Raw genomic sequence first — 24500 nt, forward strand, 5'->3', positions numbered from 1 at the left:
CTCTCCTCTTCTGCCTACCCATGAGCGACGCGCATGAAGCGTTTTGAATTGATCGACACCGCAGACATCCCTGACGACCTTGGTGCACTTTGCCTGTTTAGCTACGGTGATGATTTTGTCATCAAGATCCAGGGCGGCAACGGCAATCAACTGATGAACACCCGCATGCACGGCTCCGAAGATGCCTTGGCGGAGATTCCCTGCAAAAGAATCGCCCAGCGCACCCAACCTCGCGTGCTGATCGGCGGGCTGGGCATGGGCTTTACCCTGGCATCGGCGCTCAAGCATCTAGGCAACGACGCCGAGGTTCATGTCGCTGAACTGGTACCCGGAGTGATCGAATGGAATCGCGGCCCTCTGGGCGAAAAGTCTGGCATGCCGATCAACGACCCACGAACCCGCATACGCTTGGGCGATGTCGCCGCCATCCTACGGGACGAGCCGCAGGGCTTCGACGCGATCATGCTCGATGTGGACAACGGACCTGAAGGGCTGACCCGCAAGGGCAACAGCTGGCTGTATTCATCAGCCGGACTCGAAACCTGCGCCCGGGCACTGCGCTCCAAGGGCGTGCTCGCCGTATGGTCGGCCAGCGCCGACCGCGCGTTTTCTCAGCGCCTGGCCCAGTCGGGGTTCAAGGCCGAGGAGGTCCAAGTGTTTGCCCACGGTAACCGTGGCACCCGCCACACCATTTGGATCGCCGACAAACGAAGCTGATATCGGACGGGCAACGATTGATAGCCTATAGCCATCAAACTTGTGAGCAGCTGTGGATCGCCTCCGCTACACTCAGACCCGACTGACCCGCTCCATCGTGGTCGGCAGATTAGCAGTACGCGCGATGACGACAGAGAATCCCCCCTCCCTGGCTACCGTTCTTGATCTTATGCTCGACGCCGTCTGCGTCGTTGATGCCACTGGGCACTTCGTCTACGTCAGCGCTGCGTGCGAACGCATCTTCGGGTATACGCAGGACGAAATGATCGGTCGCGCGATGATAGACATGGTGGCCCCCGAAGACCGTGAGCGCACTCTGGAAGCGGCCAAGCAAGTGATGTCAGGCCAGCTCAGCCTGCATTTCGAGAACCGCTATATCCGCAAGGATGGTCAGCGGGTGGATATCATGTGGTCGGCCCGCTGGTCCGAGGACGACCAGCTGCGCGTCGGCGTTGCGCGTGACATTACCCAGCGCAAGCATTTCGAATCGCTGCAAGCGGCGGTGTACGCCATATCCGAGGCGGCCCACAACACCGCCGATCTCGCCGCCCTGTTCGAGCAGATTCATCTGATCATCGGAAGTCTCATCCCGGCACCCAATTTTTTCGTAGCCTTGAACACATTGGGCACAGGCTCGCCGATTTTTCCTTATCACAAAACCAATGGCGATCCGACGCAGCTCCCTTTCGAGTCGGCCGCGGCGCTCTGCACGGAGGTAACACGTACCGGACAGGCCCTGCTGCTGACCGCCCAGAATGACCAGGTTTGTAGCAATCTCAAGACGGCCGCCGACACGAACCGGTTCTGCTGGCTGGCTGCGCCGTTATCGACGCGCCAGGGCAGTCTCGGCGCCCTCTTGCTCAGCGATGCGGCGCAGAACGCGACGTATCGCGAGCAGGACCGGGAGCTGTTGCAATTCGTCGCCAATCAGGTCGCCACGGCCATCGAACGTAAACAGCTGCATGCCCGCCTGGAGAGGATGGCTCAGTACGATGAGCTCACCGGTTTACCCAATCGCGCCTTCCTGTTCGACCGGCTGAAAACCGCACTGGCACGTGCACGTCGCAACGGTCAGCCGTTTTCGCTGCTTTATCTGGATCTGAACCGGTTCAAGCAGGTCAACGACCATCACGGTCACAGCGTCGGCGATCTACTTTTGCAAGCCTTCGCCAGGCGGCTAGCGCAGCACACCCGGGAAGTGGATACGGTTGCGCGGATGGGCGGTGACGAGTTCGTCGTACTGCTGGAGAACAGCCCATCAAGAGCCGATGCGATGGTGGTCGTCGACAACATCCGGAGCGCCATGCAAGCACCTGTGGAGCTTGCGGGCCTGAGCCTGGTGGCTCAACCAAGTATCGGCGTGGCCTATTTCCCGGAGGACGGCGCCGATGAAGCCTCGTTGCTCAAGCATGCCGACGAGGCCATGTATCAGGAGAAGCTAGGCCCGACGATACACGACAAGACCCCGCAGCCTGCAAAGCAAGACGATGCATCGATCGATCCGACTGTCAGGAAGAAAGACGCGTAAGACGTCTTTCTCCAGGCCTGGGGGCATCCGTTGCGCTTCAACGGCTCATCCGCCCAACCGGGACGCCAGCATCACCGCACCCAAAAGGCATAACGCAGCGCCGCCCGCGGCATGCCAGCGATAGCGCCGCGCGAGAACCTCCTCACCGTGGCTCGATAACACGAACGGCAAAGGCTCATTGGGGCGCACGAGGCGGTGCTGAGCCCGCTGCGTGCTGGCAAGACGATGACGTCGTTCTGCTTCGAGGCCCGCCGCGAGACGCACACGGCCCCACTCAGCCTGATCGAGTTGGCCGTCACGATTGTTATCGAAGCGCTGCAGCAGCCCGGCATAGTTTTCTTTCCATTCCCGCACTACTTGCCCTTGGGCGGTATGAAGGTCGAGCCCTTGCCGGCCGCCGCCTTCGGTGCGGAAATCGCCGATCGCATAAAGCGGCTCATCGGCGTGGAGTCGCTCCTCGGTGTAGCGATATTGGCGGCTACCGGTCAGCCAATCGAGCACACCGCGAATCGGCAGTCCCCTGGGATGACGCCGATCACCAGTCCATCTATCGCGTCGTGCCGGCAGCACTTCGGCGCCGCGCGGATCAATCAAGCAGTCCCCGGTCGTATCGCACAAACGCAACAGGCTCTCGCTGCTGCCCTGCTCGACGATCCGCCAACTGCTGCGCTTGCCACTGGCGCGATATTCCTCGATACGGTAGCGCCACCAGAGACAGGGTTTGGCCGTTAGTGGCGCCTGCAAGGACGGCACGTCAGGCAAGTCTCGCAGCACCCCGGTAAGTTCGACGTAGCCCTGCGCTGCCGAGCGAATCTTCGAGGTAGGTGTGTCCAGCAGATGGCGCAGCTTCGACCAGCGACTGACCCATAGCCAGCCACCCATCAGGCACATGCCGATTGCCACACCAATGAACAGCATCGGCCCGACCCCGCTCAGCCGAACAGGGGTTTGAGGTCGACATCGGCCTTCTCCGCCTCGCTGAACTGCAGCAATTCGGCCTCTCGGAAGCCGAAGGCGCGCGCCAGCAACACATCGGGAAACTGCTCGATGCGTACGTTGTTCAGGTTGACCGATTCGTTATACAGCTCTCGGCGATCGGCGATGCCGCTCTCCAATCCACTGATGCGCTGCTGCAGATGCCGAAAGCTCTCGCTGGCACGCAGCTCGGGATAATTCTCGGCCAATGCGAACAGCCGCCCCAGACCGGCGCGCAGCCCGGTTTCAGCCTGTCCTAAGGCACCGACATCACCCTGTTCGCGCGCATTGGCCACGGCATTGCGCGCAGTGACGACCTGCTCCAAGGTAATGCGCTCGTGCTGCATGTATTGCTTGCAGGTCTCGACCAGTTTCGGCAGTTCCTCGTGGCGCTGGCGAAGCAGTACGTCGATGTTAGACCAGGCCTTGCTGACGCCGTGCTTGAGGCGCACCAGACCGTTGTAGAGAACCACCGCATAGGCAGCGACAAGAAACAGCACAACCAATGCAACCACAGCGCTCAGGCTCATCGGGCTTCTCCAGAATCCAACTATCGGGATGGCATTCTAACGGCACCGCATTCAGCGAAGCGCGATCTGTTCCACGCAATTCCTTTGCACAAAATGCAAATCTTTCGCATTATGACCCGCATCGGATCGTCTGGTACTCGCTATCGACATTCGCAAATACCCTCTGCAAGCAAAGGAACCCGCCATGCTACGCACCCCCGTCTGGGCCACCGCCAGCCTGTTGGCTGTCGCTATTTCACTCGCTGGTTGCGGCGAAGACAAGGCGCCCGCCGAACAGCCTGCCGCTCCGCAGGCCACTCAAAGTGAACCGGCCACGAGCGCACCAGCAAAAGAGACCCTGAACGACGAGGCTGCGCAGGCAGTAGTCAAGCATTACGCAGATATCGCGCATGCCGTCTTCAGCGATGCACATAGCACTGCCGTGAAATTGCAGGATGCGGTAAACGCCCTGCTCGCCAATCCGACCGAGGAAACCCTGCAGGCTGCCAAGGACGCCTGGCTGGCGGCCCGCGTGCCGTACATGCAGAGCGAAGTGTTCCGCTTCGGCAATCCGGTAGTGGATGAGTGGGAAGGCCAGCTCAACGCGTGGCCGCTGGACGAAGGCATGATCGACTACGTCCAAGGCGACTATCAACACGCCCTTGGCAATCCGGGCGCTACCGCCAACATCATCGCCAACAAGGAACTGCAAGTTGGTGAAGACAAGATCGACGTCAGCGAAATCACTGGCGAGAAGCTTGCCAGCCTGAACGAACTGGCCGGGGCCGAAGCCAACGTCGCTACGGGCTACCACGCCATTGAATTTCTGCTCTGGGGCCAAGATCTGAATGGCACCGGGGCCGGCGCGGGTCAACGCCCCGTCAGCGATTTCATCGAGGGTGACGGCTGCACCGGTGGTAACTGCGATCGCCGCCGCGCCTACCTCAAAGCCGTAACCCAACTGGTAGTCAGCGATCTCGAAGAGATGGTCGGCGAGTGGCGAGCCGGCGTCGCTGACAACTACCGCGCCAGTCTGGAAAGCGAGTCCGCGGAAAATGGTCTGCGCAAGATGTTCTTCGGCATGGGCAGCCTGTCGCTCGGCGAACTGGCCGGCGAACGCATGAAGGTCGCGCTGGAAGCCAACTCGCCGGAAGACGAGCACGATTGCTTCAGCGACAACACGCATAACTCGCACTTTTATAACGCCAAGGGCATCCGTAACGTCTACCTCGGTGAATATAAGCGCGTGGACGGCACCACACTCAGCGGTGCGAGCCTGGCATCGCTGGTCGAAGGCGTCGATCCGCAGACCGACACTACGCTGAAGTCCGATCTGGAAACCACTGAAGCCAAACTGCAAGTGCTGGTCACCAGCGCCGAAGGCGGCGAAGCCTTCGATCAACTGATCGCGCCCGACAATAAAGAAGGCCAGGAAAAGGTACGGGCCGCGATCGCTGCGCTGGTGCAACAGACCGCATCCATCGAGAAAGCCGCTGCCGCACTGGGCATCAGCGACCTCAACCCGGACACGGCTGATCATCAGTTCTGATCCGGCGCTCGTGAAATATAGAGGGCGGCGCGCTGTCGCCCTCTTCCCTGCTTCCGGCGAACGCGACCAGCGTTCATTTGGCCACACGAGAAACCGGCAAATGCAAATTGCTCTTATTCAGGCTCTATTAGCCTGCTAAGATTGCTGCCCTGTCACAACCCTGGTATCACCGATGCACCCGCTTTTTCGTGCTGCCGTCGCATTGCTGCTGGCCTTTGGCCTGATCGGTTGCGAAGAGCAGACACCGCGTTTTACACAAGCAGAGCCTGGGGAGGCTCTTTCCGCGGGTAGCGCCACGGTGATGAAGTTCGATCAGAACGCTTTTTCGCTGCCCTCGGCCAATCTGAGCCCGCTACGCCGCCTGGATTTCAGCGTCGGCAACAGCTTTTTCCGCAATCCCTGGGTAATCGCCCCGTCATCAACCACCGCTCGCGACGGGCTCGGCCCGTTGATGAACACCAACGCCTGCCAGAACTGCCATATCAAGGATGGCCGCGGCCGCCCGGCAGAAACCGAGCGCGGCAATGCCGTGTCGATGCTGGTACGGCTGTCGATTCCTGCCAGCGCTGAACACACCGAAGTCGTCGCGCAACGGGGCATCGCACCAGAACCCACCTATGGTGGTCAGCTGCAGGACATGGCAATCCCCGGTGTGGCGCCCGAAGGCAAGGTCCGGCTGAGCTATGACACCCGGTATGAACGTTTCTCCGACGGTTTCGAGGTCGAGCTGAGAATCCCACAGCTGGAAATCGTCGAGCTGGGTTACGGCCCGATGCATCCCCACACTCAATTCTCCGTCCGTGTGGCACCGGCCATGATCGGTCTCGGATTGCTGGAAGCCATTCCCGAGTCCGCGCTGCTGGCCCACGCCGATCCGGACGACCGCGATGGCGATGGTATCTCCGGTCGGCCCAACCGGGTCTTCGACCAGGTCACGCGCAAGACGGTGATGGGCCGCTTCGGCTGGAAGGCCGGACAACCGAACCTGAATCAGCAGAACGCCGACGCTTTCTTCAATGACATGGGCCTGACGACCAGTCTCTTCACGGGCAGCAGCTGCACCGATAGGCAGCTGGACTGTCTGGCGATGCCCGATGGCGGCGAGCTCGAAGTCAGCGATCACATTCTCGGATTGGTCTTGTTCTACACTCGCAATCTCGGCGTACCAGCGCGGCGCAACGTCGACGATCCCCAGGTACTGGCAGGCAAGACGCTGTTCCACCGAGCCGGTTGCCAGAGTTGCCATGTTCCGCAGTTCACCACCGGCGATGCCGCCGAGCCCGAGCTAGCGAACCAAACGATCCGCCCCTACACCGATCTGCTGCTGCATGACATGGGCGAAGGGCTTGCCGACCACCGTCCCGAGTTCGAAGCCGGCGGCAGCGAATGGCGAACGCCGCCGCTGTGGGGCATCGGTCTGACCGAAACGATTAGCGGGCACACCCAGTTCCTACATGACGGACGCGCCCGCAATCTGCTCGAAGCCGTACTCTGGCACGGCGGCGAAGCAGAACAGGCCAAGCAGTCGGTGCTCGACTTCGACGAAGACGAGCGCAGCGCCCTGCTGGCTTTTCTCGAATCACTCTAGCGTCGGACCAGCCAGAGCTGTCCGGCCTTGCCGAGGAGCAACATGTACGCCAACCGTTATCTTTCAGGGTTCACCGCCACCGCACTGGGCCTGCTGCTCAGTGCCTGCGCGCCATCCGATCCATTTGCCGAGACCAGCAAAACCCTGGCCGCGGACGTTTTGCTTCCTAGCTACACCCAGTGGGCCGAAACCAACCGGCGCATGGCCGCCAGTAGCATCGCCTTCTGCGCCGGTAACGAGGAATTGGAGAGTGCGCGCGAAGCCTTCCTGAAGGCCCAGTTCGCCTGGGCAGGTCTGCAACCGATGCTGATCGGGCCAATGGGCGAAGGTAACCGCGCCTGGCAGGTGCAGTTCTGGCCCGACAAGAAGAACCTGGTTGGGCGGCAGATCACCGCCCTGCTGAAAAACAAACCCGAGCTGACGCAGGCCGACCTGGAGAACGGCAGTGTCGTCCTGCAGGGCCTTTCGGCATACGAATACGTGCTCTACGACAAGGCGGTCGACCTGAACGACAGCCAGACCAAAACGCGTTACTGCCGATTGCTGGAAGCGATTGGCGAGCACCAGCAGCAACTCGCCGCCGACACCCTCCAGGAGTGGGAAGGCGAAAACGGCATGGCCGCTCAACTAAGCGAGTTTCCCAACGAGCGCTACAGCGAATCGCAGGAAGCGATCGCCGATCTGCTGCGCGTGCAGGTCACGGCGCTGGATGGCTTGAAGAAGAAGTTGGGCGCGCCGCTGGGCCGTCAGAGCAAGGGCTTCCCACAACCTTTCCAGGCCGAGGCCTGGCGCAGCGATGCCACGCTCGGAAGTATCGATGCGGCCCTCGCCGGCGCGCAACGACTATGGCAAGGCGGCGACGATAATGGCCTTAAGCATCTGGTCCCAGCCGAACAAGCGGATCTGATCAAGCGTATAGACGTCGCCTACGCCACAACCCGTAAGCAACTGGCCGACATCATGCTGCCGTTCAGCGAGCTGGTTGCCGACGACGCCGGACGCGAGCGACTGAACGAGTTGTACCAGGACATCGACACCCTGCATCGCCTGCACCAGAACGAACTGGCCCGAGCGCTTGGCGTACAGATCGGCTTCAACGCCCACGACGGAGACTGACCATGAGACGCCGCGCCTTCCTCGGTCTGGGCAGCGCCCTGGTTGCAGCCTCCGCTGTCGGCGGTTGGACACTCACACAGTACACCGAGCAACCGCTGCTGCTCTCCGCGCGCGACGATGCCGACGGCCGCCACTATGCAGTCGGCTATCGGCTCGACGGCACTCGAGCGTTCGTCACCCCGGTCAACGAGCGCTGCCATGACGTCTACGCCCACCCGCACCTGCCTCTGGCGGTATTCGTCGGGCGCCGGCCCAGCCGTGAGAGCTATCTGATCGACAGCCGTGACGGGACGCTGCTGCAGGTGCTGGCCTCGCCTTCCGATCGACATTTCTACGGCCACGGTGTGTTCCATTCCAGCGGCGATTGGTTCTATACCACTGAGAACGACACGACCGACGCCGGCCGCGGCGTGCTCGGCATTTATCGTGTAGAAGAACGCCGGCTGGTTCGCACCGGCGAGCATACGACCCATGGCATAGGCCCGCATCAGTTGCTCTGGATGCCGGACGGCGAGACGCTGGTAATCGCCAACGGCGGCATACGCACCGAAGCCGACAGTCGCAAGATGATGAACCTCGAAGCGATGGAACCGAGCCTGGTACTGCTGCGTCGCGATGGCACGCTGATCAGCAAGGAGCAACTGCCTGAGCAGATGAACAGTGTGCGCCATCTGGCGGTTGCGGCCGATGGCACGGTGGTTTCCGGGCAGCAGTACGAAGGCGACCCCATGGATTCGGTCCCACTGCTGGCGATCAAACGCCCCGGCCAAGCCTTCCAGGCCTTCCCGCTGGGAGAAGCGCAGCGCCAGACGATGAACCAATACACCGCCAGTCTGGCAATTCACGACGACCTGCGTCTGCTGGCCGTAACGGCACCGCGCGGCAACAAGGTGTTCTTTTGGGACCTGGACAGCGCCGCACTGCGCGAGGAAATCCACCTGCCGGATTGCGCCGGGGTCGCGGCCGTCGCGCAAGGATTCGTGGTGAGCTCCGGGCAAGGCCGTTGCCGGTTGGTCGACTGCAGCGCAAAGCGCTTCGTCAGCACCGCGCTGCAACTGCCCGCGGGGTTATGGGATAACCACCTGCGCCTGGTCTGAAAGCATTCAAGTATCGAAGCGGCGCGCCGAAAGATTGGCCGACCCGAGCGGTTACTCCGATAGCCGCCCGACGCCCCTTGCGCTCGTCGCAAGTGCTTTCCATACGATGCGAGACGCTCACGATGCTCCTGAAAAACTCCCTGCGTGCTCAGCTGCTGGCGCTGATTGGCGGCAGCTTGTTGATGACCTTGGTCATCGCTCTGGCCAGCTTTTCGTTCCTCTCCGAGGATATCTCTGCCTTCCAAAGGTTGCTCAAAGGTCCGATCGAAACCTCGCGCCTTATCAATGAAGCCAACCTTGAATTCAAGATCCAAGTCCAGGAATGGAAGAACGTGCTGCTGCGCGGCAAGTCACCCGAGCACCTGAGCAAGTACTGGCAGAGCTTCGAAGAACAGGAACGCAAGGTCCAAACGCTGCTCGATACACTCATGCAGGCGAGCCAGCATGACCAAACGCTGGCGAGCCAGATCCAGGGATTGCGCGATGAACATCGAAAGCTGGGCGCAGCCTATCGCAGCGGCCGCGAAGCGTTCCTGGCCGCGGACGCCGACCCAATCGCTGGTGACGCCGCGGTCAAAGGTATCGACCGCGCCACCAGTGAACAGCTCAGCGAACTGGTCGCTCATCTGCGTGACGCTGCGCAGCGCAGCTCGGAAGAAATCAGCCGTGACGCCGAACGAGCGATCATCACCGGCTCGCTGATCATGCTTGCCGCTGGTGCGCTGATCAGTCTGCTCAGCCTGTGGCTGGTCAATCGCAACCTGATCGCCCCTATTCGCCATCTGATCGACCATATCGCCAAGCTCAGCCAGGGTAACTTCGGCGAGCGCGTCGATGCGTCCCGTACCGACGAACTAGGGCGTCTGGCCGTCGCGGCGAACGTGCTCCGCGACTTCCTCGCCGATACCTTTACCCGCCTGCAACGCAGCACCTCGGACCTGGATAATGCAAGTGGCGAGTTGAACGCCATCGCCACGCTGATGGGCCAAGGCACACGCGAGCAATTCTCGCGCACGGACCAGGTGGCCACCGCCATGCACGAAATGTCGGCTACCGCACAGGAGGTTGCACGCCACGCAGCCGAGGCCGCACACGCAGCGGATGCAGCCGATCATTCGGCGCAGCAGGGCGAGAACATGATGCGTTCGACCATCCAGACAATCGCCCACATGCGCGGCGAGATCGTTAACACCGCCGAAGTCATCCGACGCCTCGAGGCCGACAGCGGGCGCATTGGCAAGGTACTGGACGTCATTCGAGGCATCGCGGATCAAACCAACCTGCTAGCCCTGAACGCAGCCATCGAGGCCGCCCGTGCTGGCGATGCTGGCCGCGGGTTCGCCGTGGTTGCCGATGAGGTTCGCACGCTGGCCAGACGCACCGCTGATTCGACTGCCGAAATTCATCAGATTATCGACACGGTGCAAACCGGTGCAGTGGACGCGGTGCGTGCGATCGAAAGCGGTCAGAACCGCAGCGACGAAGGCGTCGAACAGGTGACGGAAGCCGGTTCGATGCTCCAGCGCATCACTCGTGAAGTCGAAGCGATCCGCGACATGAACCGACAGATCGCCACCGCCGCCGAGGAACAAACCTCCGTGGCGGAGGACATTTCGCGGAACCTGACCGAGATAACGGCCATCGCCACGACCAACCAGGACAATGTCGAGCGCACCGAAAAGGCCAGCCAGAACCTGCACAGCCTATCGGCCCAGCTCAGCGAAGTGACGCACCGCCTCGCGGGCTGACGCAGCTCGCAATCGACGCAACGGCTTCTTAGGCAGGGGTCGTTGCATGATTCTCGCCCTTGTCCTTCAGGGGCTCTACCTCGCCAATTCCACACCTTGTTACAGCGTGCTGCGGACTTCACTACCTATCCCTTTACACGCGTCTTATTCGAGGCTACTTTCGCTGTTTCCCGGCGCATTGCCGGAACTACCTTAGATCGATACCCCGGTCAGGCCGGCAATCGGTCACTTGTGTGTACTCGAACGGCTGCCTCATTAATTGGCAGTAGTCAGCCGGCTCATCTCTCCAAGGAATATGGAAAATGTTGCGCCGCATGCTGCTCATGCTTGGCGCGGTGATCGTCGTCGTACTGATCCTCGCTGCCCTGAAGTTCAATTCGATCTACTCGCAAATCCAGCAATTCAATGCACCGAAGCCGCCAATCGATGTCGAGGTCGTCGAGTCCAGCCGTCAGCCCTGGCAGAGCCGGATCCCGGCGATCGGTACACTCACCGCATCTCAGGGCATTGATCTGTCGGTAGAGATTGCCGGCACCATCAGTGACGTACAGTTCCGCTCAGGTGAAAAGGTGAGCAAGGGCCAACCGATCGTTCTGCTCGACAGTGAAATCGAGCAGGCAAGCCTGGCTGCCGCCGAAGCCGACCTGCATCTAGCGAAAGTGGAATTTCAGCGCGCACGCAGTTTGATTGATCGCCAGGCCATCTCACGCAGCGAGTTCGACCGGCTGAATGCCGAGTCGCAGAAGGCAGCGGCCACCGTTGCACAGTTGAAGGCCAGCCTGGCGAAAAAACGCATTCTTGCGCCCTTCTCCGGAACGATCGGGATCCGTCAGGTGGATGTCGGTGACTTCGTTGCTGCCGGCACACCGATCGCCACGCTGCAGGATCTGTCGACTCTATTCGTCGACTTCTACCTGGCCGAACAGCAGGTTCCCTTGCTTGCCATCGGCCAATCCGTGCGGGTTCAGGTAGCCGCGTTTCCCGGTGAGCGTTTCGAGGGCAAGATCGTCGCTCTGAATCCCAAGGTGGAAACCACCACCCGCAACGTGCAGGTCCGCGCGGAGTTGGCCAACCCCGGCGAGCGTCTGCTGCCCGGCATGTTCGCCGATCTGCAGGTGCTATTGCCCAGCGAAGAACCCCAAGTCGTCGTGCCGGAAACCGCGATCACCTACACGCTATATGGCAACTCGGTGTTGGTGGTGAAGGAAGGTCAGGCGCCCGAGCCCGAGGAAGGCACCGAAGCGCCCGAGCGCAGCGAACCCTATCTGGTGGTGGAACGGCGCTTTGTCGAGACCGGGGAGCGTCGCGACGGCCGTGTGGTGATCCTCGAAGGGCTCGAGGCTGGTGAGCAGGTGGTTGTCGCCGGCCAGCTCAAACTGGATACCGGTGCCCACGTCGCGATCGCCAAGAAGCGCACGCTCGAACTCAAGCCGAACAGCGGGTCCGACGCTCACTGAGGCGTCGACTACAGGGACATAGATCGTCATGGCTTTTACCGATCCATTCATTCGCCGTCCGGTGCTGGCCAGCGTGATCAGCCTGTTGATCGTGCTGCTCGGCTTTCAGGCGTTCAACAGCCTGGTGATTCGCCAGTATCCGCAGATGGAGAGCGCGCTGATCACGGTGACCACCGCCTACCCCGGGGCCAACGCCGAAACCATCCAGGGCTATATCACCCAGCCCCTGCAACAGAGTCTGGCCAGCGCCGAAGGCGTGGATTACATGACTTCGGTGAGCCAGCAGAACCTCTCGGTCATCTCGGTTTACGCGCGGATCGGAGCCGATACCGACCGGCTCTACACCGAGCTGTTGAGCCAGGCCAACTCGGTGAAGAACCAGTTGCCGCAAGATGCCGAGGACCCGGTTCTGAACAAGCAGGCCGCCGATTCCACGGCGCTCATGTACATCAGCTTCTATAGCGAACAGCTGACCAATCCGCAGATCACCGATTACCTGTCTCGGGTCATCCAGCCGAAGTTGGCTACCCTGCCCGGGATGGCTGAAGCGGAGATCCTTGGTAATCAGGTGTTCGCCATGCGCCTCTGGCTGGATCCGGTGAAACTCGCCGCCTACGGCCTCTCCGCAAGCGATGTGAACGAGGCGGTGCGCAAGTACAACTTTCTAGCTGCCGCCGGTGAGGTGAAGGGGCAATACGTTGTCACCAGCATCAACGCTGACACGGAACTGAAAACGCCTGAGGCCTTCGCCGCCATACCGTTGAAGACCCAGGGCGATAGCCGCGTGCTGCTCGGCGACGTGGCGCGGGTGGAGATGGGCGCCGAAAGTTACAACGCAATCAGCTCTTTCGATGGCATTCCCTCGGTCTACATCGGTGTCAAGGGGACCCCCAGCGCAAACCCGCTGGACGTCATCAGGGAAGTGCGCGCGATCATGCCGGAGATCGAATCGCAACTGCCGCCAAGCTTGAAAGTCACCATCGCCTATGATGCGACACGCTTCATCCAGGCCTCCATTGACGAAGTAGTGAAAACGCTCGCCGAAGCAGTGGTCATCGTGATCGCTGTGGTGTTCCTGTTTCTGGGATCGCTGCGCTCGGTGCTGATTCCGGTGGTCACCATTCCGCTTTCAATGATCGGCGTAATGTTCTTCATGCAAGCCATGGGCTACTCGATCAATCTGCTGACGCTGCTGGCCATGGTGCTGGCAATCGGGCTGGTGGTGGACGATGCGATCGTGGTGGTGGAAAACATCCATCGACACATCGAGGAAGGCAAAACGCCGTTCCAGGCGGCCATTGATGGAGCACGTGAGATCGCCATGCCAGTGGTCACGATGACCATTACCCTGGCAGCCGTCTACGCGCCGATCGGCTTTCTGCAGGGTCTGACCGGTGCGCTATTCCAAGAATTCGCGCTGACATTGGCCGGTGCAGTGTTGATATCCGGCGTGGTCGCACTGACGCTGTCGCCGATGATGTGCTCGCGCTTGCTACGTCATGAAGAAAACCCGACGGGCCTGGCACACCGCCTGGATCTGGTCTTCGATCGATTGAAAGTGCGCTACCAGCGCGCGCTGCATGGCACGCTGAACACGCGTCCGGTGGTGCTGGTTTTCGCCCTGATCGTGCTCGGGCTGATTCCGGTACTGCTCAAGTTCACCGAAAGCGAACTGGCACCTGAAGAAGACCAGGGCATCATCTTCATGATGGCCAGCTCGCCGCAAACGGCCAACCTCAATTACCTGAACACCTATACCGATCAGTTCCTGGAGATTTTCAAGTCGTTCCCAGAGTACTACTCCTGGTTCCAGATCAACGGCTTCAACGGCGTGCAGAGCGGCATTGGCGGGTTCCTGATGACGCCTTGGGACGAACGGGAACGAACCCAGATGGAAGTACTTCCGCTGGTCCAGGCAAAGATCGATCAGATCCCCGGGCTGCAAGTCTTCGGCTTCAACCTGCCCTCCCTGCCTGGCACCGGCGAGGGGCTGCCGTTCCAATTCGTGATCAACACGGCTAACGACTACGAATCCCTGCTGCAGGTCGCCGAGCGTATCAAGGAAAAAGCCGAGGCGTCCGGCAAGTTCGCTTTTCTCGATATCGATCTGGCGTTCGACAAGCCAGAGATCGTCGTCGATATCGACCGTGAAAAAGCTGCACAGATGGGCGTGACGATGGAAGACCTCGGCATGACCCTGGCCACCCTGCTCGGCGAAAGCGAGATCAATCGTTTCACCATCGAGGGCCGCAGCTACAAGGTGATCGCCCAGGTCGAACAGGCCTATAGGGATAACCCGGGCTGGTTGAGCAATTACTACGTGAAAAACGACCGGGACGAGATGTTACCGCTGTCCACCCTGATCACGGTTCACGACCGCGCACGGCCGACCCAGTTGGCACAGTTCCAACAACTCAACGCGGCGACGATTCAGGGCTTCCCGATCGTCAGCATGGGCGAAGCCATCGACACGCTGCGCAGCATCGCTCAAGAAGAAGCACCACAGGGCTTCACGTTCGACTATGCCGGCGCATCGCGCCAGTACATCCAAGAAGGTACCGCCCTGTACACGACCTTCGCCCTCGCCCTGGCTGTCATCTTCCTGGTGCTGGCGGCGCAGTTCGAGAGCTTCCGCGATCCGCTGGTGATTCTTGTCACCGTACCGCTGTCCATCTGTGGCGCGCTGGTGCCATTGTTCCTGGGCCTGTCGAGTATGAACATCTACACCCAGGTCGGGCTGGTGACGCTGATCGGTCTGATCAGCAAGCACGGCATCATGATCGTCGAGTTCGCCAACCAGCTGCGCCAGGAACGCGGATTGAGCCGTCGCGAGGCCGTGGAAGAAGCGGCGGCGATCCGCTTGCGCCCGGTATTGATGACGACGGCGGCGACGGTATTCGGCATGGTGCCATTGATTCTAGCCAGCGGTGCGGGCGCGGTCAGTCGCTTCGATATCGGAATGGTAATCGCAACCGGCATGACGGTCGGCACGGTGTTCACGCTGTTCGTCCTGCCTGCCGTTTATACGATGCTGGCAAGCCCCGAGCGCGCCACGACGGCAGCTCAAACAGCAGCCTGAGGCAAATCGGATATCCCATCCGCTCGCGCCGGGCGGATGGCTTGTATCAGGCGCGGCTAGCCTCGGCCCACCAAGCTTTGCGACATGCCGTACATGAATAACAATAGATCCTTATCGGGACGCGCTTCCCAAATCGAGGTTTGGGCCATGCGCGGAATCGGGCAGTGATCACTGACTTCGCTACGCGCCACTACCCTGGCGTCCGGTTCGCTCCATGCGGCGGCACACAGGGAGGCGACACCCAGTGAGCCGGCTAGAAACAATCCTCGTGCAAATTCAAGCTTCATCGCGCAAGCCTTTGTTATTAGGTGATTCGAATGCTCACCATAGTCCACAATCGAGCTGTGCGTTGAAGAAAATGATAAATGGTCAATTTTTGAGCAGAGCGCTCCGCTAACGCCGTATCAATTGGCGAGCCAGGACGCTCACAGGCAGTAACCGCTAGAACCTTCTGCGCGGAAAACGACGCATAAAAAAGCCCCGCACTAGGCGGGGCTCTTCATGTAGCGGGACCGGCTGGCTTACATCATGCCGCCCATGCCGCCCATACCACCCATGCCGCCCATGTCCGGCATACCACCGCCAGCAGCCTTGTCTTCGACCACTTCAGCGATCATCGCTTCGGTGGTGATCATCAGGCTGGCGATGGAAGCCGCGGCCTGCAGAGCAGAGCGGGTAACCTTGGCCGGGTCGAGAATACCCATCTCGATCATGTCGCCGTACTCGTCAGTCGCAGCGTTGAAGCCGTAGTTGCCCGAACCCTGCTTGACTTTGTCGACCACAACGCTCGGCTCGCCACCGGCGTTGGATACGATCTGGCGCAGCGGAGCTTCGACCGCACGACGCAGCAAGGTGATACCTACGTTCTGGTCTTCGTTGTCGCCCTTGAGCTCGGAGATGGCCTGCAGAGCGCGCACCAGGGCAACGCCACCGCCGGGAACCACGCCTTCTTCGACGGCTGCACGAGTAGCATGCAGGGCGTCTTCAACGCGGGCCTTCTTCTCTTTCATCTCGACTTCGGTACCGGCGCCAACCTTGATTACGGCAACACCGCCAGCCAGCTTGGCCAGACGCTCTTGCAGCTTCTCTTTGTCGTAGTCGGAAGTGGTGTCTTCGACCTGCTTGCGAATCTGCGCAACGCGGGCTTCGATGTCGCCTTGCTGACCAGCACCGTCGATGATGGTGGTGTTTTCCTTGTTCAGCACGACGCGCTTGGCGTTACCCAGGTGCTCCAGGGTAGCGGTTTCCAGGCTCAGGCCGACTTCTTCGGAAATCACGGTACCGCCAGTCAGGATGGCGATATCCTGCAGCATGGCCTTACGACGATCGCCAAAGCCAGGCGCCTTGACGGCAGCAACCTTGACGATGCCACGCATGTTGTTGACGACGAGGGTAGCCAGGGCTTCGCCTTCAACGTCTTCAGCAACGATCAGCAGCGGACGACCGGCCTTGGCAACACCTTCCAGCACCGGCAGCAGTTCGCGGATGTTGGAGATCTTCTTGTCGACCAGCAGCAGCATCGGGCTGTCGAGCTCGGCCACCATGGTGTCCGGCTTGTTGATGAAGTAAGGGGACAGGTAACCACGGTCGAACTGCATGCCTTCCACGACGGACAGTTCGTTTTCCAGGCCCGAGCCTTCTTCAACGGTGATCACGCCTTCTTTACCAACTTTTTCCATGGCTTCGGCGATGATGGCGCCGATGGAGCTGTCGGAGTTGGCGGAAATGGTGCCGACCTGAGCGATGGCCTTGAAATCGGCACATGGCTTGGACTGATTCTTCAGCTCAGCGACGATGGCGATGGTCGCCTTGTCGATGCCGCGCTTCAGATCCATCGGGTTCATGCCAGCAGCGACGGCCTTCAGGCCTTCGTTGACGATCGACTGAGCCAGAACGGTGGCAGTGGTGGTGCCGTCGCCCGCGTCATCGTTGGCACGGGAAGCAACGTCCTTGACCAGCTGCGCACCCATGTTCTCGAAACGGTCCTTCAGCTCGATTTCCTTGGCAACGGAAACGCCATCCTTGGTGATGGTCGGAGCGCCGAAGCTTTTCTCGATGACGACGTTACGGCCTTTCGGGCCGAGGGTCGCTTTCACCGCGTCAGCCAGGACGTTAACGCCTACCAGCATTTTCTTGCGAGCGGAGTCGCCGAACTTAACTTCTTTAGCAGCCATGTTGATTCTTCCTCAAATTCTGTTGATGGAACGCAGTTCGCTTAAAGCGAGCGCTGATCAGGCTTCGACGACGGCGAGAATCTCGTTCTCGCTCATCACCAGCAGGTCTTCACCGTCGACCTTGACGGTGTTGCTGCCGGAGTAAGGGCCGAAGACGACCTTGTCACCGACCTTGACGGCCAGGGCGCGTACTTCGCCGTTGTCCAGAACGCGGCCAGTGCCGACGGCGACGACTTCGCCACGGTTCGGCTTCTCGGCAGCGGAGCCCGGCAGAACGATACCGCCTGCGGTTTTGGTTTCTTCTTCGCTGCGGCGAATCACGACGCGGTCATGCAGAGGACGAAGCTTCATTGTCGATCTCTCCTAGTACAGTGGTTTCCATGCCGATGCATACTCATCGGCGGGTTGGGCAAATCCGGCGGTGCCGGTTGCGGCCCGCAATGCGAGCCGCAGAAGACGGACTGTCGAACACGACAGCGACCTTGCGGTGACCGCTACATGCGGGCGCGGAAAAATGATTTCAAGGGCGCATGGCTGATTTTTTTTGAATTGAGAAATGAAAAAGGCATGCCTGTGCATGCCTTTTCTCGAACGGTCAGCATCACTTGTCGCGACGCTCCCACTCGCCCTCGATCACATTCGGTCGCTGGGGTCCGGCGTGACGCTCCTGTTGCTGACGCAGATCATCGGCAAAAGCACGACGGCGTTGGGCCTGAGCCTCGACACGACGGCCGACGAAACGGAGAAACAGCTTGCGCGACGGCGGAAACAGTACCAGCAGCGCGACGATGTCGCTGAGAAAGCCCGGCAGGAACAACAAGCCGCCAGCGACGGCCATCATCAGTCCCTGAAGCATCTCCTGCTCCGGCAGCTCGCCACGAGCCAACCGCTCACGTGCACGCCAGGCGGTGGCAAAGCCTGCCAGACGCAAAAGCAGGATGCCGGCCATGCCGCTGATAATCAGCAACAGTATGGTCGGCAATACGCCAATCGAGCTGCCGACCTTGATCAACAACGCCAACTCAGCCAGCGGAAACAGAAGAAACAGCAGTAAGAAAATACGCATCGATAGTCCTTGACGGAAGAACGGCTTCCGATTTCGTGTAGATGACGGCAGCCTGAACCGAATTCAACCCATCGAGAGAACAGGCTGTAACCGGATTATTCACCCCTGCGCTTACGCCAGGCTGAATCAGCGCCGCGCCATCGCGACTAACGCCTGCCGCACCGCGCCCGCGTTGTGGCACGGATCTGGAAATGCCAGCCAGTGTATGGCCTGACCGATGCGCAGGTGAAAGCCTTCGCTGTCGATACCGACCATGCTGGCTTCAGGCGCTGATGGCAGGCCTGCCCGTACGACGTAATGGGCTATCGCCGCGGCATGGTCGCTGTTCATGTGATCGAGCATCTCGCCCTCGCCACCGTCCGTCTGCGCAAATGGATTGGCCTGCGCCACGTCGTCCAACCAGTGAATCGCGCCGAAGCCCCCGATGTAGCGCCAGCGCACCGGTTGCAGCACCCAGAAGTCGAAATCATGCGCGCGATGGTAGTCACGCGACTCCGGGAAATAGCGGTAGTAGCGCTGCGCCGCAGCGTCTACGGCCTGTGCCCCGGTGAGCACCCTAGCCTCCGCCAGTACGGTAAGACGACCGTTGGCCTGCACATCTTCTACACCGCGCTCGGCGATCAACAACGAGCAGCGCGGGTCAGCCTGGAGGTTCTTGGTGTGCTGAGCGATTCGACTGATCAGGATCAGCGGCCAGCCTTGCTCGCTCAGGCAGTAGGGGACTGCGGAGCCGAAAGGAAATCCGGGCATGCTCTTGGAGTGCGTCGAGAGCACGCCGCGGTATTCCTTGAGCAGGAGTTGTCGGGCATGCTTGGCGGCTTCAGCGCTCACGGTGTTCCTCGAAGGCTTATCTGATTCAACGGGCCACCAGCATAACGGTTTCGTCGGCGGGCGTCGTTTACCGGCATCCTCATCAAGAAGGAAAGGTCCATGCAGTTAAAAGACAAGATCATCATCATCACGGGCGGCGGTCAGGGGCTGGGACGTGCGATGGGTGAATACCTCGCCGGCAAGGGCGCCCGCCTTGCGCTGGTGGACCTCAACCAGGAGCGTCTGGATGAGGCCGTGGCAGCGTGCAAGAGCGCCGGCGGCGATGCGCGGGCCTATCTATGCAACGTCGCCAACGAAGAACAGGTCAGCCATATGGTTGCCCAAGTCAGCGAAGATTTCGGCGGACTGGATGGCTTGGTCAACAATGCCGGCATCCTGCGCGACGCCCTGACCATCAAACTCAAGGATGGCGAACTGTCGAAGATGAGCCTGGCACAGTGGCAGGCGGTAATCGACGTCAACCTGACCGGCGTGTTCCTCTGCACCCGCGAAGTGGCCGCGAAAATGATCGAACTGAAGCGCCAAGGTGCGATCGTCAACATCTCTTCGATCTCACGCGCCGGCAACATGGGCCAGGCGAACTATTCGGCCGCCAAGGCTGGCGTTGCAGCGGATACGGTTGTCTGGGCCAAGGAACTGGCGCGCTATGGCATACGGGTGGCTGGCGTCGCACCCGGATTCATCGAGACTGAGATGGTCGCCAGTATGAAGCCCGAAGCACTCGAAAAGATGACTGCCGGTATTCCGCTCAAGCGACTCGGCAAACCGATGGAGATCGCTCATTCGGTCGCCTACATCTTCGAGAACGACTATTACACCGGACGCATTCTCGAGCTGGACGGCGGCTTGCGGATGTAACGCGGGACACCAGGCCAAGCTGCACGTCGAAGCGCTCGTCGCTCTTCTTGCAGCTTGTAGCTGATTTACCAGCCCACCCCAAAGCCGATGCTGTAACGCGTTTCATCCATGTCGCTTTCAGCACCGCTGACGATATCCTTTTCGGCTTTCATGTTCAACGAGGCCCAGTCGGTGACCTTGTAACGCAATCCCACCTCTGCATCGAGTTCGTAATCGGCGACGTTTTCCAGCGGTTTGCCAATCTCTCCGTTGCTGAACAGCTCAAACGTCTTACCCACCAGATAACGGTTGTACTTCCACTTCATTGCCAGCGAGTAGAAATTTTCCGTGCCACCATCGGCGAATTCATAATCACTGCGGTTGATCAGCGAGGCCAGGGAGAAGGCGCCCAGATCGTTATCCCAGAATTGATAACCCGGGCCGGTACCCAGTGTGCGCTGGCGACGGACGTCTTCCACCTTGTCGCGCTTGTACTCCAGACGCCCCTGCCAGAACCAGTGCTCATCGAGGAATCGATCGAGCGCATATTCGGCGTCCCAATTGTCCGTCGCAGTAACGCCGTCGCGATATTCGCGGTTGTAATTGGCCGTCGCGTTGTGCCGCCAGAGGCCATGGCGTGCGGAAGTATCGAAGGAGACGTCGTAGTCGTCGGTATCGGTTTCGGCGCGCTTGTAATCCATCGCCACATCGATGTTGCCCTTCCAGGTCAGATCCTGGATCAGCGGTTTCGGATGAATGATCTGGGTGATGCTGGAAAGCGGCACCGTACGCGGTACCCCACCGTTGCTAAGTGTGACCTTGCCATCGTCGGCGGCCTGGAGCGACTTGGCTAGTTCCCCGGTCACATCGTCCTGTTTGACCAGCAGTTGCTGGTTGCTTTCCAACGTCGCGACCTGGCTCCATTTCACCGGAATCGAGCCGCCATAGTCGGTTTCGATCAGCAATTTTCCACCATCGAGCACGCTGATCTTGCCGGTCAGGCGATCGCCATTCTTAAGCCAGACGGTATCGGCGAGCGATGGCAAGGAGAAGAGCGAAAGTGATACGCAAAGCAAGGTTCTGGAAAACATAGAAGGCTGAATTTCTGGACAGATGGGGATAGAAAGGCTGGCATTATCCTTATGCGTTGAATCACAGCAAGCACTGACCGCCGAATAGCAACCGAGTTCAGCCAAGAGAGCTCCAAGCCCCATACGCACAGGACATTCCATGATCGAACAACCCCCTCTGCTACCGCCTGCGGCCGACGCCGAATCGCGCCGCGCGGCTGTTTATCTGGTCATGGCGCAAATCCCTGAGGGCAAAGTGGTGAGCTATGGCGAACTGGCCAGCATGGCCGGGCTGGGTCGCGCGGCGCGTTGGGTTGGTCGGCTGATGTCGCAATTGCCCGAGGGCACCCGCCTACCTTGGCATAGGGTAATCGCAGCCGGCGGACGACTCAGCCTACCCGCGGGAAGCGCCGCCGGACATGAGCAGCGCATGCGCCTGCGTGCCGAGGGGATAACCATCGTCAATGACCGCGTGGACATACGTCGACATGGCTGGCATTCGGCGGAGCACAGCGGGTAGAGTGCGCGCTTCATGTTTATAACCGTCTTGTCATATGTCCCGTGAAACCTGGCGTGCCGCCCTCGCCGCCTATGCCAGCCCCGCCTCGCTGACGCTGCTGGTGCTCGGCTTCGCCGCAGGCCTACCCGCTATTCTGGTGTTTTCCACACTTTCGGTATGGCTCCGCGAAGCGGGCGTCTCGCGCGAAACGATTGGCTTCGCCAGCTGGATCAGCCTGGCTTATGCCTTTAAATGGGTCTGGTCGCCAATGCTCGACCAATGGCGTCTGCCGTGGATAGGCGCGCTGGGCCGGCGCCGTTCCTGGTTGGTGCTGTCGCAGTCGGTGATTGCCATTGGTTTGGTTGGCATGGCGCTGTGCAACCCGCAATACAACTTGACCATGCTGATTGCACTCGCCGTCGCGGTGGCCTTCGCCTCGGCGACCCAGGACATCGCCATCGACGCCTATCGCTTGGAGATTGCCGAGGACAAACTGCAGGCCACGCTGGCGGCTAGCTATATGACGGGCTACCGGATCGCCATGCTGTTGGCGAGCGCCGGCGCGCTGTTTCTTGCCGAATGGCTGGGCTCCACCAATGTCGAGTACAGCCAGAGCGCATGGGCTACCACCTACGTTGCCTTTGCGCTGCTGATTCTGCCGGGTCTGGTCACTAGCCTGCTGATCCCTGAGCCAGAGGGTGCCGCGCCGCTTCCCAACGAGCCCTCGAAGTACAGTTTCAATCATCAGTTGGCGGGTGTCGGCTTGCTGCTGGTGCTGCTGGTATCCCTGCCGGCGATGATCAACGCGCTGATCGCACAGGCCTGGCCACGGGCGATCTTGTATCTCTTGTTCATCATCGGTTCGCTGTCGCCCTGGGGGCGCGCGCTGCTGGTGCCGGTTCGCCAGATGCTGCACCAGGCCGGCCAGCGCCAGCGTCCGGCACGGTTCGATTTCGTCCACCAGGCGGTCTCGGTGATCGTGCTGATCATCCTGATGGTGTCGACCACCGGCATGTTCCAGTCCTACTGGGGCGGTTACTGGCCGCGTGGCACCATGTATCTGTTGATCTGCTGGGGTTGTCTCTCCGGCCCCGGACGGATACTGATGGGACCGGTCCTGACACCCATCACCGATTTCATCCTGCGCTATCGCTGGCAGGCGCTGTTGCTGCTGGGGCTAATCGCCACGTACCGGATGTCCGACACCGTAATGGGCGTCATGGCGAATGTCTTCTACATCGACCAGGGTTTCAGCAAGGACCAGATTGCAAGTGTCAGCAAGCTGTTCGGGCTGATCATGACCCTGCTCGGGGCTGCTTTCGGTGGCCTCTTGATCGTGCGCTTCAGCATCTTGCCGATCCTGTTCATCGGCGGCCTTGCATCCGCCGCGACCAATCTCTTGTTCATGCTGTTGGTGGAAATGGGCGCCAATCTGAACATGCTGATCGTCACCATTTCCTGCGACAATTTCAGCGGAGGCCTGGCTTCCACCGCCTTCGTTGCCTACTTGTCGAGCCTCACCAACCTGAAATTCTCCGCCACACAGTACGCGCTGCTGAGCTCGTTGATGCTGCTGCTGCCGCGGCTACTGGGCGGCTACTCCGGTGTCATGGTCGAACATCTCGGTTACAGCGATTTCTTCCTGGCCACCGCACTGCTCGGTGTACCGACCCTGGTACTGATCGCCTGGCAGTGGTCACGCAGCCGCAGGCAACCGGAGCCGGCCGATCCGTTGGCCAGCACTGAGCGGAGCTAAAAAAAGCCGGCAATCGCCGGCTTTCCTTTTCCATGCTGAACCTCAGCTCTGAACCAGATGCACCACACGCTGGGGAAACGGAATGCCGATGCCCGCCTCGTCGAAGCGCTCTTTCAACCGCTCGGTGAAATCGAAGGTCACCGGCCAGAAATCACCGGTCGCCACCCAAACCCGCAACGACAGATTGACCGAACTATCGCCCAGTCCTGTCACGAAGACCACCGGCTCGGGATCACGTAGTACCCGCTCATCCTGCGCGATTTCCAGCAGAATCTGGCGCGCCAACTTGATATCCGCACCGTAGTCGATGCCAACGTTGATGTCGGCGCGACGACGCGGCTCGCGCGAATAGTTGGTGATATGCCCGTTGGACAAGCTTCCGTTGGGCACGACGATGGTCTTGTTATCGGCAGACTTGAGCACCGTGTGGAAAATCTGAATCGCATGCACGGTACCGGCAACACCCTGTGCCTCGATCCACTCGCCAACGCGAATCGGTCGGAACAGCAGGATCAAGACGCCGCCGGCAAAATTGGCCAGACTGCCCTGCAACGCCAGGCCAATGGCCAGACCGGCAGCACCGATCACAGCGATGAACGATGTCGTTTCCACCCCGATCATCGACGCCACGCTGACCAGCAACAGCACCTTCAGGATGACGCTCGACAGGCTTTCGATGAAACCGTGCAGCGAAGGATCCACTTGACGGCGCTGCAGCAAACCGCCGATTTTGCTGACGAGCTTGTTGATCAGCCACCAGCCAACCAGGAAGGTTGCCAACGCCAGTAGCACCTGGGCGCCGTACTGCAGAACGATCGGCAACCATGCCTCGGATAGATCAACCAGATAATCGACACTGAAATCCATCAGTAAAAGTCTCCTTGGGGTGCGGAGCGAGTCGGCC

21 protein-coding genes and 1 pseudogene are annotated in these 24500 nt (G+C 60.4%); 13 read left to right on the forward strand and 9 right to left on the reverse strand.

Annotated features, from left to right (window positions below; translation table 11 throughout):
• The first annotated feature begins 33 nt into the window (after positions 1-33).
• Entirely contained in the window at positions 34-717 is a 684-nt protein-coding gene (locus ACL0K2_RS07825; protein WP_045163307.1) for a spermidine synthase, read from the forward strand.
• 124 nt (positions 718-841) lie between these two features.
• Complete coding sequence (locus ACL0K2_RS07830; RefSeq protein WP_413044172.1) at positions 842-2245, forward strand: diguanylate cyclase domain-containing protein; 1404 nt, start codon at positions 842-844, stop codon at positions 2243-2245.
• A gap of 45 nt (positions 2246-2290) precedes the next feature.
• Here ACL0K2_RS07830 and ACL0K2_RS07835 read toward each other — a convergent pair whose 3' ends face one another.
• Both ACL0K2_RS07835 and ACL0K2_RS07840 read right to left on the reverse strand, forming a co-directional pair.
• The gene (locus tag ACL0K2_RS07835) at positions 2291-3163 is read right to left on the reverse strand and encodes a GIDE domain-containing protein (RefSeq protein WP_413044173.1); all 873 of its coding nucleotides are present in this window, start codon (positions 3161-3163) and stop codon (positions 2291-2293) included.
• A gap of 14 nt (positions 3164-3177) precedes the next feature.
• Positions 3178-3750 carry a LemA family protein gene (locus tag ACL0K2_RS07840; RefSeq protein WP_045163309.1) on the reverse strand — a complete coding sequence of 191 codons (573 nt, stop codon included), beginning with the start codon at positions 3748-3750 and terminating at the stop codon, positions 3178-3180.
• A gap of 184 nt (positions 3751-3934) precedes the next feature.
• Here ACL0K2_RS07840 and ACL0K2_RS07845 point away from each other — a divergent pair, with 184 nt between their 5' ends.
• From ACL0K2_RS07845 to ACL0K2_RS07880, 8 genes and pseudogenes are all read left to right on the forward strand, one after another.
• A complete protein-coding gene (locus tag ACL0K2_RS07845; RefSeq protein ID WP_413044174.1) occupies positions 3935-5278 on the forward strand; it encodes an imelysin family protein in 1344 nt (447 codons plus the stop codon).
• A gap of 172 nt (positions 5279-5450) precedes the next feature.
• The gene (locus ACL0K2_RS07850) at positions 5451-6866 is read left to right on the forward strand and encodes a di-heme oxidoredictase family protein (RefSeq protein WP_413044175.1); all 1416 of its coding nucleotides are present in this window, start codon (positions 5451-5453) and stop codon (positions 6864-6866) included.
• A gap of 42 nt (positions 6867-6908) precedes the next feature.
• Positions 6909-7982: an imelysin family protein gene (locus tag ACL0K2_RS07855; protein WP_239611466.1), complete on the forward strand. Its 1074-nt coding sequence runs from the start codon at positions 6909-6911 to the stop codon at positions 7980-7982.
• A gap of 2 nt (positions 7983-7984) precedes the next feature.
• Positions 7985-9079 carry a DUF1513 domain-containing protein gene (locus ACL0K2_RS07860; RefSeq protein ID WP_413044176.1) on the forward strand — a complete coding sequence of 365 codons (1095 nt, stop codon included), beginning with the start codon at positions 7985-7987 and terminating at the stop codon, positions 9077-9079.
• Positions 9080-9783: 704 nt separating this feature from the next.
• Positions 9784-9894: pseudogene (locus ACL0K2_RS07865) on the forward strand (hypothetical protein); the annotation flags it as partial.
• Positions 9895-10122: 228 nt separating this feature from the next.
• On the forward strand, positions 10123-10827 hold the full coding sequence (locus ACL0K2_RS07870) for a methyl-accepting chemotaxis protein (RefSeq protein WP_413044451.1): 705 nt from the start codon (positions 10123-10125) through the stop codon (positions 10825-10827).
• A 302-nt stretch (positions 10828-11129) separates the two neighbouring features.
• Complete coding sequence (locus tag ACL0K2_RS07875) at positions 11130-12284, forward strand: efflux RND transporter periplasmic adaptor subunit (RefSeq protein WP_413044177.1); 1155 nt, start codon at positions 11130-11132, stop codon at positions 12282-12284.
• Positions 12285-12312: 28 nt separating this feature from the next.
• On the forward strand, positions 12313-15363 hold the full coding sequence (locus ACL0K2_RS07880; RefSeq protein WP_413044178.1) for a multidrug efflux RND transporter permease subunit: 3051 nt from the start codon (positions 12313-12315) through the stop codon (positions 15361-15363).
• Positions 15364-15419: 56 nt separating this feature from the next.
• Here ACL0K2_RS07880 and ACL0K2_RS07885 read toward each other — a convergent pair whose 3' ends face one another.
• From ACL0K2_RS07885 to ACL0K2_RS07905, 5 genes are all read right to left on the reverse strand, one after another.
• On the reverse strand, positions 15420-15650 hold the full coding sequence (locus ACL0K2_RS07885) for a hypothetical protein (RefSeq protein ID WP_025242763.1): 231 nt from the start codon (positions 15648-15650) through the stop codon (positions 15420-15422).
• A 234-nt stretch (positions 15651-15884) separates the two neighbouring features.
• Positions 15885-17537: a chaperonin GroEL gene (groL, locus tag ACL0K2_RS07890; RefSeq protein WP_045163317.1), complete on the reverse strand. Its 1653-nt coding sequence runs from the start codon at positions 17535-17537 to the stop codon at positions 15885-15887.
• A 57-nt stretch (positions 17538-17594) separates the two neighbouring features.
• Positions 17595-17888 (reverse strand): co-chaperone GroES, encoded by a 294-nt coding sequence (locus tag ACL0K2_RS07895; protein WP_003294630.1) that lies wholly within the window; start codon positions 17886-17888, stop codon positions 17595-17597.
• A gap of 250 nt (positions 17889-18138) precedes the next feature.
• Positions 18139-18603: an FxsA family protein gene (locus ACL0K2_RS07900; RefSeq protein ID WP_045163318.1), complete on the reverse strand. Its 465-nt coding sequence runs from the start codon at positions 18601-18603 to the stop codon at positions 18139-18141.
• A gap of 126 nt (positions 18604-18729) precedes the next feature.
• Positions 18730-19434 (reverse strand): HugZ family protein, encoded by a 705-nt coding sequence (locus ACL0K2_RS07905; protein WP_045163319.1) that lies wholly within the window; start codon positions 19432-19434, stop codon positions 18730-18732.
• A 99-nt stretch (positions 19435-19533) separates the two neighbouring features.
• On the opposite strand from ACL0K2_RS07905, the gene ACL0K2_RS07910 reads away from it, so the two are divergent.
• A complete protein-coding gene (locus ACL0K2_RS07910; RefSeq protein ID WP_045163320.1) occupies positions 19534-20292 on the forward strand; it encodes an SDR family oxidoreductase in 759 nt (252 codons plus the stop codon).
• Between the two features lie 65 nt (positions 20293-20357).
• On the opposite strand, the gene ACL0K2_RS07915 is transcribed toward ACL0K2_RS07910, so the two are convergent.
• Positions 20358-21362, reverse strand: a complete 1005-nt coding sequence (locus ACL0K2_RS07915) for a DUF481 domain-containing protein (RefSeq protein WP_045163321.1) — start codon at positions 21360-21362, stop codon at positions 20358-20360.
• 139 nt (positions 21363-21501) lie between these two features.
• Between ACL0K2_RS07915 and ACL0K2_RS07920 the strand changes: the two genes are divergently transcribed.
• Complete coding sequence (locus tag ACL0K2_RS07920; RefSeq protein ID WP_045163322.1) at positions 21502-21861, forward strand: MGMT family protein; 360 nt, start codon at positions 21502-21504, stop codon at positions 21859-21861.
• A 34-nt stretch (positions 21862-21895) separates the two neighbouring features.
• Positions 21896-23596 carry an AmpG family muropeptide MFS transporter gene (locus ACL0K2_RS07925; protein WP_045163323.1) on the forward strand — a complete coding sequence of 567 codons (1701 nt, stop codon included), beginning with the start codon at positions 21896-21898 and terminating at the stop codon, positions 23594-23596.
• 42 nt (positions 23597-23638) lie between these two features.
• Here ACL0K2_RS07925 and ACL0K2_RS07930 read toward each other — a convergent pair whose 3' ends face one another.
• Positions 23639-24463: a mechanosensitive ion channel family protein gene (locus tag ACL0K2_RS07930; RefSeq protein WP_045163324.1), complete on the reverse strand. Its 825-nt coding sequence runs from the start codon at positions 24461-24463 to the stop codon at positions 23639-23641.
• Between the last annotated feature and the right edge of the window lie 37 nt (positions 24464-24500).

Source organism: Pseudomonas sp. YJ42 (assembly GCF_047225135.1).
Lineage (GTDB): Bacteria > Pseudomonadota > Gammaproteobacteria > Pseudomonadales > Pseudomonadaceae > Stutzerimonas > Stutzerimonas stutzeri_E.

Coding starts and splice junctions, on each gene's coding strand:
- ACL0K2_RS07825 (WP_045163307.1), top strand. CDS start 34: ATGAAGCGTTTTGAATTGATCGACACCGCAGACATCCCTGACGACCTT.
- ACL0K2_RS07830 (WP_413044172.1), top strand. CDS start 842: ATGACGACAGAGAATCCCCCCTCCCTGGCTACCGTTCTTGATCTTATG.
- ACL0K2_RS07835 (WP_413044173.1), bottom strand. CDS start 3,163: ATGCTGTTCATTGGTGTGGCAATCGGCATGTGCCTGATGGGTGGCTGG.
- ACL0K2_RS07840 (WP_045163309.1), bottom strand. CDS start 3,750: ATGAGCCTGAGCGCTGTGGTTGCATTGGTTGTGCTGTTTCTTGTCGCT.
- ACL0K2_RS07845 (WP_413044174.1), top strand. CDS start 3,935: ATGCTACGCACCCCCGTCTGGGCCACCGCCAGCCTGTTGGCTGTCGCT.
- ACL0K2_RS07850 (WP_413044175.1), top strand. CDS start 5,451: ATGCACCCGCTTTTTCGTGCTGCCGTCGCATTGCTGCTGGCCTTTGGC.
- ACL0K2_RS07855 (WP_239611466.1), top strand. CDS start 6,909: ATGTACGCCAACCGTTATCTTTCAGGGTTCACCGCCACCGCACTGGGC.
- ACL0K2_RS07860 (WP_413044176.1), top strand. CDS start 7,985: ATGAGACGCCGCGCCTTCCTCGGTCTGGGCAGCGCCCTGGTTGCAGCC.
- ACL0K2_RS07870 (WP_413044451.1), top strand. CDS start 10,123: ATGTCGGCTACCGCACAGGAGGTTGCACGCCACGCAGCCGAGGCCGCA.
- ACL0K2_RS07875 (WP_413044177.1), top strand. CDS start 11,130: ATGTTGCGCCGCATGCTGCTCATGCTTGGCGCGGTGATCGTCGTCGTA.
- ACL0K2_RS07880 (WP_413044178.1), top strand. CDS start 12,313: ATGGCTTTTACCGATCCATTCATTCGCCGTCCGGTGCTGGCCAGCGTG.
- ACL0K2_RS07885 (WP_025242763.1), bottom strand. CDS start 15,650: ATGAAGCTTGAATTTGCACGAGGATTGTTTCTAGCCGGCTCACTGGGT.
- groL (WP_045163317.1), bottom strand. CDS start 17,537: ATGGCTGCTAAAGAAGTTAAGTTCGGCGACTCCGCTCGCAAGAAAATG.
- ACL0K2_RS07895 (WP_003294630.1), bottom strand. CDS start 17,888: ATGAAGCTTCGTCCTCTGCATGACCGCGTCGTGATTCGCCGCAGCGAA.
- ACL0K2_RS07900 (WP_045163318.1), bottom strand. CDS start 18,603: ATGCGTATTTTCTTACTGCTGTTTCTTCTGTTTCCGCTGGCTGAGTTG.
- ACL0K2_RS07910 (WP_045163320.1), top strand. CDS start 19,534: ATGCAGTTAAAAGACAAGATCATCATCATCACGGGCGGCGGTCAGGGG.
- ACL0K2_RS07915 (WP_045163321.1), bottom strand. CDS start 21,362: ATGTTTTCCAGAACCTTGCTTTGCGTATCACTTTCGCTCTTCTCCTTG.
- ACL0K2_RS07920 (WP_045163322.1), top strand. CDS start 21,502: ATGATCGAACAACCCCCTCTGCTACCGCCTGCGGCCGACGCCGAATCG.
- ACL0K2_RS07925 (WP_045163323.1), top strand. CDS start 21,896: ATGTCCCGTGAAACCTGGCGTGCCGCCCTCGCCGCCTATGCCAGCCCC.
- ACL0K2_RS07930 (WP_045163324.1), bottom strand. CDS start 24,463: ATGGATTTCAGTGTCGATTATCTGGTTGATCTATCCGAGGCATGGTTG.